Here is a 17,377-nt window from a genome sequence, read left to right as displayed (position 1 = left end):
CCTGTTCGGAACCCAGCCCCTCACAAATCACGGTTTGGTCACTAAATACCACGATACGGCGTTTTTCTGTAGCGGAGTCATCGTTCAGCACGGCCAGCCACAACAAATATTCCAGCCAGACCTTAACAAAACGTTTGGCCCGCGCACTCGACGCTTCCAGACTAACCCAGTCCTGTACATTCTGTTTTGGCGTGACACAAACCATTTGTAGTTGTTTTGAGATACGCCAGACCCGTTGTGTGGTGAGTGTCGGGGCTGCCGCATACTGCTGTAAACGTTCAAGCAAGCGCTGTTGCTCTAAGCGGCTTTGCTGCCATGCACTGTGCTGTACCTTTCCAACAGGGAGTTGATCCTGCAAGATGCCAGCCGAGGTCTGCTCATCCTGCTGCTGTAGAAAATGGCGAATAGCATATTTCCCCAAACCATCCAGCAATAACGGTTCAGTTTGATCCACCAGTTCGGTTGCCGTTAAATTTTCCACCCCCAGGGTTTTTAAATACAAACGCGCGGGGAACGCCACATCCTGAATCCATTGCTGGCTATTTAGAATCAGCATCTCATCATGTTCAACAGGATAACGGGTATTCACCCATGCCTGCCGCTCTCCTTTGACCTGCTGAATCTGTGAAGCGACCTTAAACCATTGATCTTGGAAGCGCACAGGTCGATCCGAAACAAAGCCGAGTGGATCGAATGGTTGTAGACGATGTAAATGATACAGCGGATAAAGCTGTGGTGGGATTTGTAATGCCTCCAATCCAGCTAAATCCGCTTCTGATAAAGGAGGCCTATCTTCACTGCTAGTCGGTTTTACAATCAACGCCAAATGATCTCGAAAAGCCTGCAAAATAGTGGAGGGTTCACGCACCTCCCCATCATTGACATCAAAGCCATTATAAAACAGCCAGAGTTGCTCCTCCGCCAAAAGCACTGCATCCAGAAAGGCCCCCTGATCATCTTCCAGACGAGAACGGTCACCCAATTGCTGACGTAATGCATCCATTAAGTCAAAGGGAATATGCGCATCCCGATTGGGAAACTTGCCTGTATCCATATTAAGCAGCACAATCAGACGATAAGGAATCGGGCGAATCTGTCCAATCTGACTAAAGGTAATTTGCCCTGTTGGTTCAACCTGTGCTGACTGGCTTTGCAGCGTCCGTTGAATTTCCTCAATGATATACGGCAACGGCAGAGTAATCTGGCGCAAATGGGTTTCAGCATCATCATAATAACTCGCCAGAGTCAGCATACGCTCCTGCTTTTGCACAATCTCACGCACGGCCTTTAGGGCAACAATATCGGCTTGCTCAAACTCCTGAATATCATCCTTGAGCTTTTTCAGCCAGTCCTCAACAGGTGACTGCTGCCCCAACTCATGCGCAATCAGCCAATTGCGTCGGATAGATAAATCCTGATAAATCTGGATCAAGATTCCAATCAGCTCAAAATCATCTGGCTGCACCTGTGCATAGCTCAGTATATCCTGCACCAACACATGCGCTGGCACAGCAATTCCCAATGCCAGACGATCCAGCGCAAATTTAAAGCTATAACGATAGTCCTGATCGTTGGCACTCAGGCTCTGTTTTAAATGTTCAGCGTCCAGACCACGCTTAAAGCCTGCATCACTCAACAAGTCCAGCATCCGTTGTGCCTGGGTATAGTCCAGGCCATAACGCTGCTGTGTCGCAGACAGATTGAGCCAGTCGGCAAAATCATCATGGGCAAAGCGTCCCTGTGTAAGCTGCAAACGCCCCAGCACCGCACGCCATGCATTCAGGGCATCCAGTGAAGCCACGCCTGCAATCTTGACGGGCAGAAACACTTCATGCTCATTGGGAACAGCAGGGAATACACTACGAATCAAAGGCTCAAGCTCAGCCAGATTGGGTGCAAGCACCAGCACATCACTAGGACGGCGAGCAACGGAATCTGGCTGCGATAACCAATGGGTCAACTGCTCCTTGAGTACCTCAAGCTGACGCAAACTGGAATGGCAGACATGCAACTGAATCGACTCATCATTCGATGCAAGCTCATATTGCCCTGCCTGAGGTTCTGCCAGATAAAAAATATCGGACTGGACTTTACCCAGTAAGGTTTCTGGAAAATAATCAACAAAGAGATCTTCCCAAATTCCTTCTTCCCCTCCTGCAAGTTGTGACAATAAAGAGAAATGATCACGTGCCTGTTTGCCCAAACGTGTCAGTAAGGGATGTCGTGATTCACGACTTAAGGCATTAAATTCTAAATTAAATTGCTCAAAAAAGTTCTGGATTTCCGCATCACTCGCATTAGGATTTTTGGCAATAAAACGCTCCTTAACACCCAAATCATAACGCTGTTTCCACAGTGGATCGACACTGTCCGCCCAATATTCCTGCGAGGGGTTGTAGTGCAGGATCAACACATCCAGATACTGCCCCAGACGGCGCAGGAATTGCAGTTGGCTGGGTGGCAAGTCCAGCAGGGTAAACACAATCACCTGATCTGGCAGCTGTGCCAATGCACGCTGGCGGGTCTGTGGATTGTCCAGAACCCGCCAGAAATCGGCATCAATACTTTGCATCTCCACAAAGTCGGCATGAAAATAGTTTTGCCATAGCCAGCGTTGCCACGTTTCTAGTTGCTGGGTCTGGTTGAGGCTAAATGCAGACACCTGCTGGTCAGTTTGCGAAATTAGCCGCTCAATATCCAGCGGATGATCTTGCCCCCATGCCGACAGCCAGTTGCCCGAACAGCGGCAAACGCCCGTACATCCCCGTTGACAATCACCACGATAAAGCATGTAGTTGTTAAAAAGTTGCGAAACCTGTTCAGCCACCCAATACAACATGCCCTGTTTTTTAAGCTGTTTTTCTGTGCCCTGCTGCAACTGGTCGGCGCTGTCGTAAATCCGTTGCACAATTGAATACAGCGGATGTTCCAGCGCAAGGCTATTTTGCTCAGCCTGAATAAAGGGCTGGAGCGCCTGATAAATTCGCCATTTCAGGATCAGGCGTGGAATATTGGCCTTACGGACTTGTTCTTTATTCTCCAACACTTGTTGATAGGCATACCACTGGAAACCACGAATTCTTTGATGGAATTGATAGTTGGCCGTCATACCCTGCTGTTCAGCAATTTTCTGGGTCAGCCACTGCTCCTGGGCAGGACTCGGCACAATAAAATGCTGGGTTTTAAACACCTGAAACGGGGAGGCACTGGGTTGGGTAATGGATGCCATCACACCTTGCAATAACACATCAAGGCGTTGACTCTGAATAACATGAATACCCATCCGTTAATACAACCTCATCAATAAACGACTATTTTGATACATAAAAATAAGTAGATAATCATCACTATACAAGCTTGTGGAACTATGTCACGTTAAACACAGCATGAAATAAAAAATTTTTGAAATTCACCATTTAATGCGCTTGAATATACGACCAAGAGATAGACTTTAGGTATAACTTTATGAAAATTGAAAAAATTCCTGATTCAATTGACCCAGGCTTAAATCTGGAACAAATCCGTGATGAATGTCTGGCGCGTACCAAGAAGACCGCCTACTGCTCTGCTGGCGCGGCCATTGTCCCCATTCCATTTTTCGATGTGGTGGTTGATTTAGGCATGCTCACGCAGATCATTCCTGATATTAATGCACGTTTTGGCCTGGCACCTGAACATATTAGCGTTTATGACCCAGAGACCAAGAAAGTTCACTGGGATGAACTGCGTAAACGTGGCTTCGAGTTGTCAGGTTTTGTGGTGGCACGTACCGCAATGAAAAAAACATTTAATGGTTTTTTCACCAAGATTGCCACCAAACAGGTGACTAAATTCATTCCTCTGGGTGGGCAACTGGTGGCGGCCAGCCTTGGCTATTTTATGATGCGTAAAATCACCGAGGCACATATTCAGGACTGCTACACACTTGCAAAACGGATTCAGCAAAAAAGCCGTAGTACGATTGTAGCTTAAAACATGAACATGACTGATCAGCCGACTATCAGTGATTCAGTCATTTCATCGAGTGTGTTAAATCGGCACAATCTTCAGCCTGAGCTTGTGTCATCACTCTTTTGCCTTGAATAATGGTTATTCTTTCTGCTGTTAATTCTCCATTTTCCCATATACATGAAATACTTGTCTTGCCCTCATCAGAGGGATGAACACCATAAATCATATACAGATAAAAGCCGATAAAGAATATAAAGCTCAATAACAAAGCAAGTATTAAAATGAAAAATATCTTAAACAGGCTCTTCCACATCATTGCCTACCCATCAGCAGCATCTTATTCATCCGCTTTTAATTGTTTCAATATGGCTTTTAACACCTCAATCCGTGCCGTATTTTTATCATCCGTCGCAATCACATGCCATGGCGCATAGTCGGTGGAGGTACGCTCAAACATATCCGCAGCGGCTTCAAGGTAGTCATCCCATTTATCACGGTTACGCCAATCCTCCTCGGTAATCTTAAAGCGCTTATGTGGGGTTTGTTCACGCTCCTTGAAACGGACGGCCTGTTCGTCCTTGCTAATCGCCAGCCAGATTTTGACAATCACCGTCTGGCTATCCACAAGGTTCTGTTCAAAACGGTTAATCTCATCATAGGCACGTTGCCATTCAACCACTGTCGCAAAACCCTCAACACGTTCCACCAGCACACGCCCATACCAGGTCCGATCAAAAATCGTGATCTTGCCGCCATCATTCAATCGTGTCCAAAACCGCCATAAATAAGGACGGCGTAATTCATAACGTTCAGGTGCAGCAATACTATGGATTTCATATTCACGTGGATCTAATTTTTTAACAATTCTTTTTATCGCTCCCCCTTTACCTGCAGCATCCATACCTTCAAAAGCAACAATCACTTTTCGTTCGTTGTAACGTAATGCATCAGCTACTTTTTTGGTTAATTTGTTCAATTTTTCTTTGTAGTCATCTTTATCTAAGCTTTGTTTTGAAGGTTCTAATAGTGCTGTGGGAATCTGTGCTTGTTGCCATTTTTCCGTGACTTTAGTTTGATGGTCAGGAAGTTCCTGAAGCGTTTGCAAAACATATTGTGCAAAGCACTGGTCGCGGTACTTTTCATCCTCGCCATTAATGATAAACCAGTCATCGGTGAACCTGTGGCTGAGGTTCTGCAAGGTATCGTATTGTTTTTTATTGCGCCAATCTAAACCATGTAATTTATGCCAATGTTGTTCGGACGCATCAATTTGGTCTAAGCGTTTTTGTAAAGACTTCCATGACAGGTCGAACCAGACCTTAACCACATGCACATGGTTATGTTGCAAATCATGTTCAAACGCACGCATTTGCTCAACATAGCCATCAAACAACGCCTCATTTAATGGCTTGGACACATGCATTGCCGTTGCCAGCAAGTCACTGTACCAGTTGCCAAACATCACCACGATCTGACCTTCGGCAGGAATAAAACGCGTATAAGACTGCCAAAAAGTTTGATAGGTCGTTAATAACCGTGGTGCATCTGCTTTAACTCTTAAATAGCGTGGATCTAACCATTCACGTAATTGCTTAACCGCCTCACCTTTCCCTGCTAATTCAATCCCACTTACTAAAATCAGAACACTTTTTGCATTTTTTTTATCTTGGCTATCTTTTAAGGCATATTGTGCTTCAATCAAATCTAAAGACAACGCATCTTCATCACGTAATTCAAATTTTGGTTGTTGTATACTCATATTCGGCTCTAAATGGCTCATTATTAAGAATAAGTATAATGAAATCTATTTCACTGCATGCAAAACCCTTGTACAGTTTCTGTAGAACTCAATCCGTGTATCAACATAGTGACCGATTGTTGGACATTTAGGGTTTATGCTGTCATGGTTCTCAGTTATGATGCGCCCTATGATTTTCTGGTTTTATTTTATTTGAGTTCGAATATGTCAAAACTCGCTGCATTTGATCATCTTTTATTACAATACCAAACTCTGAATTACCACCAAAATACAGCACTTAAGCAACGTCTGCATGAAGTACAAGCGTGGATGAAAGCACGCATCGCAGAAACCCATAAAGAATTTTTTGCTCTGCCTGAAAATCAACTGATGGCACAGTATTTTCTCAATCGTTTGTATGGCGGTCCTGATTTTGAGGCAATTGCACAGCAAATCGAACGCCTGTTGAAATATGCACATAAAGCAGAGAGCTTACTCCCTGAAAATGCAATTAAAACAGGAACAAAATCGGTCAGTCTTGCTGTACTTGCCACTCAACTCGATGAACAAGTCGCAGAACAACTACTCAAAGATTATCCTTTGGAAACACCACTAACTGATGAAATCATGCGCCAGACCTTAGTCAAACTCGATCAAGGCGATGTACGTTATGAACAATTACAATTACTTGACGAGCTTGGTCTCACATTAGATAAGTATATGCGCTCTACGATGATGTATGCGGCTTTTAAAATGTGTAAAGGCATTGCAACCAAATATCAATTTGAACCTATGTACGATTTTATCCAAGAAGGTTTTGCTGCAATGAAGCCTATGAAGTCTGCTGCAACGTTTATCAAAACATTTACCGCAAAAGAACGCGAGATCATTGAGAAAGTCCATTCAGGGCATCCAGATCCTTTCCGCAGTTAAATGCTGGACTATTCCAATCCCTCTACCAAGAGGGATTTTTTTCATCTTCACATAAAAAATTAAAACACTTTTTGGAAAGTGACTTTCTGTATATTATTCATAACAATGATATGCTAGACCCTGTAAAAAAATACAAAATCTGTCATGATGCATGCTGATTCGTGCCGCTAGAGCGAAAGTTTAGGAGAAAACAATGTCTAACGAAAACCAACAGCCCACCCCAGAAGTTGAGCAAAACCCAGGTTCAGACAAAGTCAGTCCTTTCCTCAGCACACCGCTTCCGCAGGGAGCGCCACAGGGTCAACAGCAATCTTTACAACAGGATTTGACCTCAGCACCAACAGGTTCCGTACCGAAATACAACCTGCCGCGTGGTGCCAATACAGGTAATGTTGGCGCAACCACCCATTTTGGCTATCAAACTGTCAGCAGCGATGAAAAAGCACAGAAAGTGGCGGAAGTGTTCCATTCCGTCGCCAGCAAATACGACATCATGAATGACCTGATGTCATTCGGTATCCATCGTATTTGGAAACGTTTTGCGATTAATATGTCAGGTGTTCGCCGTGGACAGCATGTACTGGATATCGCGGGTGGTACAGGCGATCTGGCAAAAGTATTTAGCCGTGAAGTCGGTCCACAAGGTCATGTCGTACTCTCAGACATCAATGAATCCATGCTCAATGTTGGGCGTGACCGCCTGATTGATGCAGGCTGTACCAATGTGGATTTTGTGCTTGCCAATGCTGAAACATTAGAACCCTTTGCAGACAATAGTTTTGACCTCGTCACCATCAGTTTTGGTTTACGTAACGTGACCGATAAGGATGCAGCACTTGCAGCCATGTACCGTGTACTTAAGCCAGGTGGCCGCTTACTGATCCTCGAATTTTCCAAACCTGTGTTTGAGCCATTTTCAAAGCTCTACGATCTTTATTCATTCACTGCATTACCAATCATGGGCAAACTGGTTGCCAATGACTCTGAAAGTTATAAATATCTTGCAGAATCTATTCGTATGCATCCAGACCAACGTACCCTCAAAGGCATGATGGAAAATGCAGGCTTCCAAAGCTGTGACTACCACAACCTGACAGGTGGTATTGTTGCCGTTCACCGTGGATTCAAACTTTAAGGCTTAAGATATGTGGTCGATTCTAGCACTGGGTGCAGTCGAACGTATCATTCATCAGGTGATTGATCTGGATGCGATTACCCGTATTCAGCTCAATCAGTTACAAGGTCAATTGTTGCGGGTTGTGATTGATAGCCCACAACTCTCAGTTGATGTTTTTTTTGATGAAAATAAAGTTCGTCTAGAGCCCACCGTAACGGGACATAGTCAAAAGTCTTCTATTTTTGAACATGAGAAGCGATCAAGCTTCGCAAGGTTTGATCCTCAATACAAAATCACCGATGCAACCGCAACATTACAGGTTGAAAATGTTGTTGAGTTAATTAAATTATTGCTGAGTGATATGGATCAGATTGGTAATATTCCCCTACAAGGTGATTACCATCTATTACAAGATATTCAAAGAATTATGCAGCAAGCTGAGCCTGATCTCGCTGCGCATTTATCGCCCTGGATTGGCCCACAACTGGCACATGAGTTGGCTAAGATTCAACTTGCACCCAAACAACTCAAGCGTTCATTACAAAGTCATTTGTTCTTTATTGAAGATGCCCTAAAAGAAGATAGCGGCTTATTTGCCCCACGCTGGCAAATGGATGACCTGAATCGGGAGACCCGCCAGCTCAATCAGGAAGTAGACCGTCTGGAAGCCAGATTTCAGCAATTACAGGCCCAATTGAAACCCCTCCTAACCTCCCCTCAAAAAGGGGAGGAATTATTGAACCCCACACAAAACTAGGTAAGATTTTATATGATTCCGCATGTTAGACGGTTATTTGAACTTTGGCGTATTGCAGCACATTATCGCCTTGACACCTTGTTCCCTGCGGAAGAATTACCAGTTAAAGCCCGCCATGCCCTCAACATTATCAAAACCCATCCTGCGGCTTGGTCAAGCCGTGAAAAAAAGAATCCGCTTAAACTCAAGCAAGCACTGGAAGAGATGGGGCCTTTGGCAATTAAGCTGGGTCAACTCCTCTCTACCCGTCGCGACCTGATTCCACCAGAACTCTTATCGCAACTGGTGCTGTTACAAGACCGTGTAAAGCCCTATGACACCCAGTTGGCCAAACAGCGGATTCAAGAATCTCTCAAGGCCGATGTTGGCACCTTGTTTGCCCGTTTTGATGAACAGCCACTTGCCGCTGCCTCGATTGCACAGGTGCATACTGCCGCATTGCATGATGGTCGTGAGGTGGTGATAAAAGTCACCCGTCCTGATATTCACAACCAGATTCTTCGGGACTTTGAAATTCTGGCATGGCTGGGGAATTGGCTGGAAAACCGTCTGGAAGCTGCCCGTGCCCTGCACCTGTCCGAGATTATTCAGGACTACCGTCAGATCATTTTAAATGAGCTTGACCTGAGTCTAGAAGCGGACAATACCCGCCGAATGCGTCATTACTTTACAGGCTCCAGCATGATGTATGTACCTGAAGTCTATATGGACAGTAAAGACGTGATGGTGGCTGAACGCATCACGGGTGTGCCTATTTCAGATATCGCGACCTTTGATCGTTTGGGTATGGATCGTGCAGATTTGGCTGAAAAAGGTTTGACCATTTTCTTTACCCAAGTATTTCGAGACAACTTTTTCCATGCGGACATGCACCCTGGCAATGTCTTTGTTGAAACCATTAACCCAAGCAATCCACGCTTTATTGCGCTGGACTGTGCCATTATGGGTGAGCTGTCCAAGTCTGATCAAATGACCGTTGCACGAATGTTACTGGCCGTGATGAACAGCAACTTTATGCAGTTGATTCAGATTGTACATCAGGCAGGCTGGATTCCACCAGGAACCGATCAGGATGCACTGGCGCGTGAAATGCGCCGCACTGTTGGCCCGATGGTATCCAAGCCGATGGATCAACTGGATTTTGCAGGCATCCTGATTCAGGTGATGGATATTGCACGGCGTTTCCATCTGGAAATTCCACCACAACTCATGTTGCTTTTAAAAACGCTGGTTCATGTTGAGGGTCTGGGCACTGACCTTTACCCACAACTGGATATCTGGAAACTGGCAAAACCGATTCTCACTGAATGGGTCAAGGCCAATATGAATCCCGTGAAAAATTTCAAGGAAATTGGTCAGCAAATTCCTGATTTATTATTGGGCGCACAGGACTTACCGAGCCTGTTGATTGACAGTCTCAATGGCTTGAAGAATCAATCTGCCTGGCATGACAAACAGCTTAAAGAAATTCAGCAGATGCGTTTGCAAATGCAGCAGCAACAACGTCGTAGCTGGATATTTGGCAGCACCATGTTGATTTTGCTGACCATTGCCATTATTACCCCGTGGTTTGTCTCGATTGTCTTAATTGTATTGAGTAGCTTGTTGGCGCTGTGGCGTATTATGAAATAAGCTACACCTGCCTATAAACAAGGGACTTTTTAGCTTCAAGTGTGATGGGGTGTTATTGGCTTCTCATCATTGCCACTCAATCAATATAAAGATTCAATTAACAGCACTTTTATCGTTATGCTTTAAATGTTCATATCAAATCACCAATATTCTAATCTGTCTCAATTGAATAAATAATTTATACATCCCAATCCAGCTCATGACAACCAAATTTAGTATCTGATTTTATTAATAATATTATTTCTATCAACTCTAGTTTTAAACTGTTTCCAAGAAAACCCTATCCCCCGTTGTGTTGGATATCCAAACCACTTCTCCTGTTTCCAATGCCGCCTCATTTATTGGTAGGTTTTTGGTAGGTGGGAAAAAATTTTAAGCCTTGCATACTGAGCCTACAGTGATGAGATCACTGAATAACAAACAATGGAATATGGAAGAAGGAATCGCTCCATGGCTTTTAAAAATATTGCAGATCAAACTAACGGTTTTTACATCCCTTGTGTATCTCTCTTTGGACCAGGCTGTGCAAAAGAAATCGGTGCGAAAGCACAGAATCTTGGTGCAAAAAAAGCACTGATCGTAACTGATCAAGGCTTATTTAAATTTGGTGTCGCAGACACCATTGCACAATATTTAAAAGATGCAGGCGTAGACAGCCACATTTTTCCAGGCGCTGAACCAAATCCAACTGACATCAATGTGCATCATGGTGTAGAAGCCTATAACGACAATAGCTGTGATTTTATTGTCTCTTTAGGTGGTGGCTCATCACACGATTGTGCAAAAGGGATTGGACTCGTCACGGCTGGCGGTGGTCATATCCGTGACTATGAAGGTATTGATAAAAGTACAGTACCAATGACCCCACTTATTGCGATTAATACGACTGCGGGTACTGCATCAGAAATGACCCGTTTCTGTATTATTACCAATACCGATACCCACGTAAAAATGGCAATTGTTGACTGGCGCTGCACCCCACTGATTGCAATTGATGACCCTAAACTCATGGTTGCAAAGCCAGCAGGTTTAACCGCTGCAACGGGAATGGATGCACTTACACATGCAGTTGAAGCTTATGTATCGACTGCAGCAAACCCAATCACCGATGCCTGTGCAGAAAAAGCGATTACCATGATTAGTCAATGGTTACGTCCTGCTGTTGCCAATGGCGAAAATATTGAAGCACGTGATGCCATGAGTTATGCACAGTACTTGGCAGGTATGGCATTTAACAATGCATCTCTAGGTTATGTTCATGCGATGGCACATCAATTAGGTGGTTTCTATAATCTGCCGCATGGTGTATGTAATGCGGTACTGTTACCCCATGTCTGTGAATTCAACTTAATTGCCTGTCAGGATCGTTATGCAAAAATTGCAGAATTGATGGGTGTAAATACTGACGGATTTACTGAAACTGAAGCGGCTTTTGCAGCGATTGACGCCATTCGGGAATTATCATCCTCAATCGGTATCCCATCTGGTTTGAATGAACTCGGTGTGAAAACTGAAGACCTTGCAATTATGGCAGAGAATGCTCAAAAAGATGCATGTATGCTGACCAACCCACGTAAAGCGACCCATGCCCAGGTTGTGGAGATATTTAAAGCTGCACTCTAATCGTTCTGTTAAAAGTAAGTCACAGCCTCAGAGAACTGGCTTACTTTTTGTGGGAATAGCAAACTGGTGATATTCCCACTTTTTTATCCCTATAAAAACTGTGATCACAGTACACAACAATTGAATTAATACACTGATATATTTAATTTTTTAATAAAACTAAAATTAGAATTTCAAAGATAATTTTTCGCAGACTACTAAAAATGAGCTTTAAAACATATCTTTAAACTTATTCAAAGATAAATACGCAGGATGATCTGAAGGCAATAACTCCATCAGGCGTTCAACCGCATCTATTGCTTCGGGGAAATGAGCAACATGCTTCAATAACAAATCCGTTTCTGTGGTTTTAAAGATTGCATCACTTAACCGCGACTCCAGACAATCCCGCCATGCGCATAAAAAAGGGCTTTCCGTCTTAGCCAAAAATACCCCTTTGTATACCTGTAACGCAGAAGCCACATATCCAGAATCAAGCGCCTGTTCAGCTAAAAGAAAATCAGCCTCCACATCGGCCAATAAACGATAAGGCCGTGAACCTAGCATCCCACCCAGAATATCCCTGAGTTGTGACATTTCAGCTTTTAATGTGCCAATGCTGACTTTACGCTCACCATATAGGGCTTGATGTAATTTTTCTAAATTTAATCCATTTGGACAAAGCACCAAAATTGCCAAAATCTCAATTTGACGTGGTGTAAGAACCAATGACTTACCATTAAAGAAGATTTGTGGGGTTGAAAAAGCACGGATATATAAATGTTGTCTTTGCTGATCAATAAGTGCGGTTTGAATGATGGAGGCACAACGCTCTGCCGCCAAAACCCCTAAACTGTTGTGTTTTTTCCACGTGGTTGATAAATCGACCACACCCAATACCTGTTTGGAATAAGGGTCGATAATTGGAGCTGCATAACAGACCCAGTCATGGATGGACTCCATATAGTGTTCATTGGAAAATACACAACTGGATTGTTGGGTTTTTAGCGATAGAGCCAAAGCATTGGTTCCAACCACCTCCTCTGCCCATTGTCCACCTGCAATGAAATGTACCTTTTCAGCCGCACTTTGCATCTGCGTACTGCAAGCAGTCCAAATAATTGTACTCCCCACATCGCCAACCGCAATCACCATAGATGATTGTGCCGCAATATGACTGAGATCATTTGAACAAGCCTCTAATGCTAAATCTAAATTTGTTTTAACTTTCTGATGACGTGCCAATAAAGGTGCAGCCAAGCGCTCTTTTGGAATAGCACAAGATGCTGAGCGTTGCCAAGAACTGGCAATACTTTGTCCTAACATTTCAGCACTTTGCGGCGACAAACTATTGTGTCGCTTAAGTTGATCAATTGATGTTCGTTGTTGTAATAGGTCTCGTTTTGTAAACATTTGTACATCCCTCACGTCTGAGCATGGTTTCCAACCTTTCTCCAACCTTCCCAGTTATATCCTAATCAAATAGCGTACAAAAGTACCTTATACCAAAGCTATAGATGCTTAATAGATCAATTATAAGTAAAGGAATATATATATGCGTTATGTCGATCCTAATCAACCTGATTCAAAGGTTCAATTCAAAGCTCAATACGAGAACTTTATTGGCGGTCAATGGGTAGCACCTATTAAAGGAGAATATTTCGATAATGTCTCTCCTGTCGATGGCAAAGTATTTACAAAAATACCGCGTTCGTCAGCTGAAGATATCGAACTCGCATTAGATGCAGCACACAAAGCCAAAGCTGAGTGGAATAAAAGCTCTCCGACAGTGCGTTCAAATATCTTGCTCAAAATTGCTGATCGCATGGAAGCAAACCTTGAAATGCTTGCGGTTGCGGAAACTTGGGATAATGGCAAGCCAGTTCGTGAAACATTGGCAGCTGACATTCCACTGGCAATTGATCATTTCCGTTATTTTGCAGGTTGTATCCGTGCACAAGAAGGTGGCATTTCAGAAATCGATGAAGATACAATTGCTTACCATTTCCACGAACCTTTAGGTGTCGTTGGACAAATTATTCCATGGAACTTCCCAATTCTCATGGCTGCATGGAAACTTGCTCCTGCACTAGCAGCAGGTAACTGTGTCGTATTAAAACCAGCAGAACAAACACCTGTAAGTATTCTACTTGTTTTAGAATTAATCCAAGATATTCTACCTGCTGGTGTATTAAACGTTGTGAATGGCTATGGTGTCGAAGTAGGCCGTCCACTTGCCACTAATCCTCGTATTGCCAAAATTGCATTTACAGGTTCAACCCAAGTTGGACAGTTGATCATGCAATATGCAACTGAGAATATTATTCCAGTCACTTTAGAACTTGGTGGAAAATCTCCAAATATCTTCTTTGAAGATGTTATGGATCAAGAAGATGATTTTCTTGATAAAGCACTTGAAGGCTTTGCAATGTTCGCACTCAATCAAGGCGAGATTTGTACTTGTCCATCTCGCGCATTAGTTCAAGAAAGTATTGCGGATAAGTTCTTAGAAAAAGCCATTGAGCGTGTGAAACGTATCAAAGTTGGACATCCACTTGATACTGAAACAATGGTTGGTGCACAAGCTTCACAAGAACAACAGGAAAAAATCCTACGTTGTATTAACATGGGTCGAGAAGAAGGCGCTGAACTTCTTACGGGTGGTGGTGCTAGACAAGAAGTGGGTGAAGGTTTCTATATCGAACCAACTGTCTTCAAAGGACACAACGAGATGCAGATCTTCCAAGAAGAAATTTTTGGACCAGTTCTATCTGTAACAACGTTCAAAGATTTTGATGAAGCCATCAAAATCGCAAATGACACCATCTATGGTTTAGGTGCTGGGGTTTGGGCTCGTTCTGCACATACTTCATACCGCGCTGGTCGAGCAGTTGAAGCAGGCCGTGTTTGGACAAACTGTTATCACATCTATCCTGCCCATGCTGCATTTGGTGGCTATAAAAAATCAGGCGTTGGTCGTGAAAACCACAGAATGATGTTAGATCACTATCAACAAACCAAGAATTTATTGGTGAGTTATTCAACTAAACCTGCTGGATTCTTCTAAACACGGCATCCATGTCATTCTTTTTGAAAAGGGCGAATGTATATGACATTTGCCCTTTTTATTTATTCACTCGACCACGATCCACCTACGTTGCAATGATGTTTTCAAACTCATTGTAATTAGGCGGCACATACAATTTTAGCAAGGCATCCTTTCTGATTTAATAAAAAGACTAAATCAACCACTCATATCATCTGAGTGTCTTGCGTATGCCAAAATAAAAACAAACACACATAGCCAACCCTAGCCACAAACGCTAAACTAGCTGCTTTGCCCACAACGGATTTCACGCATGTCAAACTGGTTAGATGAAGTTAAATTTGATTCCAATGGTCTTGTTCCTGCCATTGCACAACATCATCAAACTGGTCGAGTGTTAATGGTTGCGTGGATGAATCGTGAAGCATTACAACTGACGGCTGAAAAAAATCAAGCCGTGTATTACTCACGTTCACGTCAAAAATTGTGGCACAAAGGCGAAGAATCAGGGCATTTCCAAACAGTGCATGAAATTCGTTTGGATTGCGATGCTGATGTAATTATTCTGCAAATTGAACAGCATGGTGGTATTGCTTGCCATACAGGTCGTGAGTCTTGCTTCTATCGCAAACTCACCCCTCAAGGTTGGGAAATTGTTGATGCTCAACTGAAAGATCCGACTGCAATTTACGGCGCATCCGCCAAAACAGAAGCACACGATCATGGTCAGGCTGAACAAGTCGACGTACTCAGTCACTTAGGTCGTTTGATGCAAGAACGCAAAAAAGCTGAAGCAGATAGTTCTTATGTTGCCAGCCTATACAAAAAAGGCATCAATAAAATTTTAGAAAAAGTCGGCGAAGAAAGCGTGGAAAGTATCATCGCGGCCAAAGATTATGCGGCGCATGCTTCACTGGAAAATAAACACGACCTGATCTATGAAGTTGCAGATTTATGGTTCCACAGTATCGTCATGCTCGGTTACTTTGATCTTGACCCACACGTTGTTCTGGATGAACTCGCGCGTCGCCAAGGTCTTTCTGGTTTGGTTGAAAAAGCCAACCGTAGCAAAGAGGCGTAACCCATTCCTGTGTCGAGTATCGAAAAACCCAAAGCCACCTATGAGCAGGCAGTTGCCATAGACAATGCCCGTTTAGGACAATCCTTTAAGGTAATTGCCTATGCTGGCACAGGTAAAACCACCACTTTACAAATGATCAGTGACGCCATGCCCGAACGGCGTGGTATGTATTTGGCTTTTAACAAGGCCATTGCATCGGAAGCACAAAGTAAATTTCACGGCAATGTAAATTGTCGTACCTTTCACTCGCTGGCTTTCCGCAGTGTACCGCGTGGTGTGACTGATAAATTACGACTACCTCGCTTAAGCCCAAGTTTTATCGCAAAAGAATATCGTCTGGAACCCATTACCCTGCGGCGATTAATGGGCGGACGTTATGAAAAATATGTGTTGATGCCAAGCCGCTTGGCGAGTTTAGTTGCTAATGCGGTCAGCTATTTCTGCTCGACCAGCTCACAATACCCTGCACCTCGTCATATTCAAGCACCAAGCTGGTTGCATCAAGATGATATTGAATCGTTACAACAGCACTTATATCCAGCAGTTGAACGCCGTTGGTTAGAGTCAATTGATCAAAACCATCAGGCAGGGATTGGTCACGATATTTACCTCAAACTTTGGGCATTGTCTGAACCCAACATTCCCGCCGATTATGTGCTGTTTGATGAGGCTCAGGATGCTGATCCGTTGATGCTCGGCATTTTACTGCGCCAGAAAAGCACACAAGTGATTTATGTGGGTGATGCACATCAGCAAATCTATGCTTGGCGTGGCGCAATCAACGCCATGCAGCAAATGCCGTTGCCCGAAAGTCGTCTCACCACCTCATTCCGTTTTGGTGACGCTATCGCCGATGTTGCCAATAGTCTGCTTGGTGCATTAAACGAAACTGTTCCGTTATTGGGCAATCCAAATGCTAAATCGAGTGTGGTGAATAAACCGCATACCAAAATGCGCGATGCAATTTTGTGTCGTACCAATGCGCGTGCAATGGAATTACTGCTTTCAGGCTTGCTGCATGGTGATAAGGTCAGCCTGCAAGCCGACCATCAAAAACTCAGTCGATTTGTCGATGCAGCGAGTTTGTTAAAACAGGGCAAACGCATTACCGATGTGCCTGAACTGGCGTGGTTTAATTCATGGCATGATGTGCATGAATACTGTGAAACCAATGATGGCAGTGACATCAAGCCTTTGGTCAAGCTGGTGGATGAACATGGCACTGAACCACTGAAAAAGGCATTGGCGAAAATTACCCCGATTGAACAGGCAGACTATGTGATCTCAACCGCGCATAAGGCCAAGGGCCTGGAATGGAATCGGGTGCATATTGAAGATGATTACCAGTTCAAGATTAACGGACTGGAACATAAAATTACAGATGAGGAATTAAGACTACTTTACGTCGCCTGTACGCGTGCTAAAGTAAGTTTAAATATCCATCATCTTTATGACCTGATACAACAATTAAAGCTAAAACAAAGCGCTCCCTCAAGTCTTCGCCAGTCCGTAGGTTAAAG

General features: G+C 43.7%; 13 protein-coding genes. 9 read left to right on the top strand and 4 right to left on the bottom strand.

What is annotated here, in order from left to right:
- The coding region (locus B4H32_RS06950; protein WP_286801025.1) for an exodeoxyribonuclease V subunit gamma at positions 1-3,283 on the bottom strand (3,283 nt) is incomplete at its 3' end.
- A gap of 182 nt (positions 3,284-3,465) precedes the next feature.
- Between B4H32_RS06950 and B4H32_RS06945 the strand changes: the two genes are divergently transcribed.
- Positions 3,466-3,972 (top strand): hypothetical protein, encoded by a 507-nt coding sequence (locus tag B4H32_RS06945; RefSeq protein WP_004680678.1) that lies wholly within the window; start codon positions 3,466-3,468, stop codon positions 3,970-3,972.
- Positions 3,973-4,012: 40 nt separating this feature from the next.
- On the opposite strand, the gene B4H32_RS06940 is transcribed toward B4H32_RS06945, so the two are convergent.
- Together B4H32_RS06940 and B4H32_RS06935 are read right to left on the bottom strand one after the other, a co-directional pair.
- Complete coding sequence (locus B4H32_RS06940) at positions 4,013-4,267, bottom strand: hypothetical protein (protein WP_228127117.1); 255 nt, start codon at positions 4,265-4,267, stop codon at positions 4,013-4,015.
- Positions 4,268-4,288: 21 nt separating this feature from the next.
- Positions 4,289-5,710, bottom strand: a complete 1,422-nt coding sequence (locus B4H32_RS06935; RefSeq protein WP_004756262.1) for a polyphosphate--AMP phosphotransferase — start codon at positions 5,708-5,710, stop codon at positions 4,289-4,291.
- Between the two features lie 204 nt (positions 5,711-5,914).
- Here B4H32_RS06935 and B4H32_RS06930 point away from each other — a divergent pair, with 204 nt between their 5' ends.
- The 5 genes from B4H32_RS06930 (at position 5,915) to mdh (ending at position 11,751) form a co-directional block, all read left to right on the top strand.
- Positions 5,915-6,622 (top strand): FFLEELY motif protein, encoded by a 708-nt coding sequence (locus B4H32_RS06930; protein ID WP_010589489.1) that lies wholly within the window; start codon positions 5,915-5,917, stop codon positions 6,620-6,622.
- 193 nt (positions 6,623-6,815) lie between these two features.
- Positions 6,816-7,757 (top strand): bifunctional demethylmenaquinone methyltransferase/2-methoxy-6-polyprenyl-1,4-benzoquinol methylase UbiE, encoded by a 942-nt coding sequence (ubiE, locus tag B4H32_RS06925; RefSeq protein WP_004756264.1) that lies wholly within the window; start codon positions 6,816-6,818, stop codon positions 7,755-7,757.
- Between the two features lie 10 nt (positions 7,758-7,767).
- Positions 7,768-8,496, top strand: coding sequence for a ubiquinone biosynthesis accessory factor UbiJ (locus tag B4H32_RS06920; protein ID WP_004756267.1), 729 nt, complete (start codon positions 7,768-7,770; stop codon positions 8,494-8,496).
- 12 nt (positions 8,497-8,508) lie between these two features.
- Positions 8,509-10,128 carry an ABC1 kinase family protein gene (locus B4H32_RS06915; protein WP_004756270.1) on the top strand — a complete coding sequence of 540 codons (1,620 nt, stop codon included), beginning with the start codon at positions 8,509-8,511 and terminating at the stop codon, positions 10,126-10,128.
- 450 nt (positions 10,129-10,578) lie between these two features.
- Complete coding sequence (gene mdh / locus B4H32_RS06910; RefSeq protein WP_004756272.1) at positions 10,579-11,751, top strand: iron-dependent methanol dehydrogenase; 1,173 nt, start codon at positions 10,579-10,581, stop codon at positions 11,749-11,751.
- A gap of 210 nt (positions 11,752-11,961) precedes the next feature.
- On the opposite strand, the gene B4H32_RS06905 is transcribed toward mdh, so the two are convergent.
- Positions 11,962-13,143: a helix-turn-helix domain-containing protein gene (locus tag B4H32_RS06905; protein ID WP_004756274.1), complete on the bottom strand. Its 1,182-nt coding sequence runs from the start codon at positions 13,141-13,143 to the stop codon at positions 11,962-11,964.
- A gap of 142 nt (positions 13,144-13,285) precedes the next feature.
- Between B4H32_RS06905 and B4H32_RS06900 the strand changes: the two genes are divergently transcribed.
- From B4H32_RS06900 to B4H32_RS06890, 3 genes are all read left to right on the top strand, one after another.
- Complete coding sequence (locus tag B4H32_RS06900; RefSeq protein WP_286801020.1) at positions 13,286-14,797, top strand: aldehyde dehydrogenase family protein; 1,512 nt, start codon at positions 13,286-13,288, stop codon at positions 14,795-14,797.
- Positions 14,798-15,089: 292 nt separating this feature from the next.
- A complete protein-coding gene (gene hisIE / locus B4H32_RS06895; protein ID WP_004680688.1) occupies positions 15,090-15,857 on the top strand; it encodes a bifunctional phosphoribosyl-AMP cyclohydrolase/phosphoribosyl-ATP diphosphatase HisIE in 768 nt (255 codons plus the stop codon).
- A gap of 9 nt (positions 15,858-15,866) precedes the next feature.
- Positions 15,867-17,375 carry an AAA family ATPase gene (locus B4H32_RS06890; RefSeq protein ID WP_004680689.1) on the top strand — a complete coding sequence of 503 codons (1,509 nt, stop codon included), beginning with the start codon at positions 15,867-15,869 and terminating at the stop codon, positions 17,373-17,375.
- Positions 17,376-17,377 lie beyond the last annotated feature (2 nt).

The organism is Acinetobacter sp. UBA2063 (assembly GCF_002333245.1).
In the GTDB taxonomy this organism is placed as follows: domain Bacteria; phylum Pseudomonadota; class Gammaproteobacteria; order Pseudomonadales; family Moraxellaceae; genus Acinetobacter; species Acinetobacter parvus.
This window is presented reverse-complemented; position numbering and strand designations above follow the sequence as displayed.

Bases quoted from the DNA above. Each gene is read 5' to 3' on its own strand.
- B4H32_RS06945 (WP_004680678.1), top strand. From the start codon at position 3,466: ATGAAAATTGAAAAAATTCCTGATTCAATTGACCCAGGCTTAAATCTG.
- B4H32_RS06940 (WP_228127117.1), bottom strand. From the start codon at position 4,267: ATGATGTGGAAGAGCCTGTTTAAGATATTTTTCATTTTAATACTTGCT.
- B4H32_RS06935 (WP_004756262.1), bottom strand. From the start codon at position 5,710: ATGAGTATACAACAACCAAAATTTGAATTACGTGATGAAGATGCGTTG.
- B4H32_RS06930 (WP_010589489.1), top strand. From the start codon at position 5,915: ATGTCAAAACTCGCTGCATTTGATCATCTTTTATTACAATACCAAACT.
- ubiE (WP_004756264.1), top strand. From the start codon at position 6,816: ATGTCTAACGAAAACCAACAGCCCACCCCAGAAGTTGAGCAAAACCCA.
- B4H32_RS06920 (WP_004756267.1), top strand. From the start codon at position 7,768: ATGTGGTCGATTCTAGCACTGGGTGCAGTCGAACGTATCATTCATCAG.
- B4H32_RS06915 (WP_004756270.1), top strand. From the start codon at position 8,509: ATGATTCCGCATGTTAGACGGTTATTTGAACTTTGGCGTATTGCAGCA.
- mdh (WP_004756272.1), top strand. From the start codon at position 10,579: ATGGCTTTTAAAAATATTGCAGATCAAACTAACGGTTTTTACATCCCT.
- B4H32_RS06905 (WP_004756274.1), bottom strand. From the start codon at position 13,143: ATGTTTACAAAACGAGACCTATTACAACAACGAACATCAATTGATCAA.
- B4H32_RS06900 (WP_286801020.1), top strand. From the start codon at position 13,286: ATGCGTTATGTCGATCCTAATCAACCTGATTCAAAGGTTCAATTCAAA.
- hisIE (WP_004680688.1), top strand. From the start codon at position 15,090: ATGTCAAACTGGTTAGATGAAGTTAAATTTGATTCCAATGGTCTTGTT.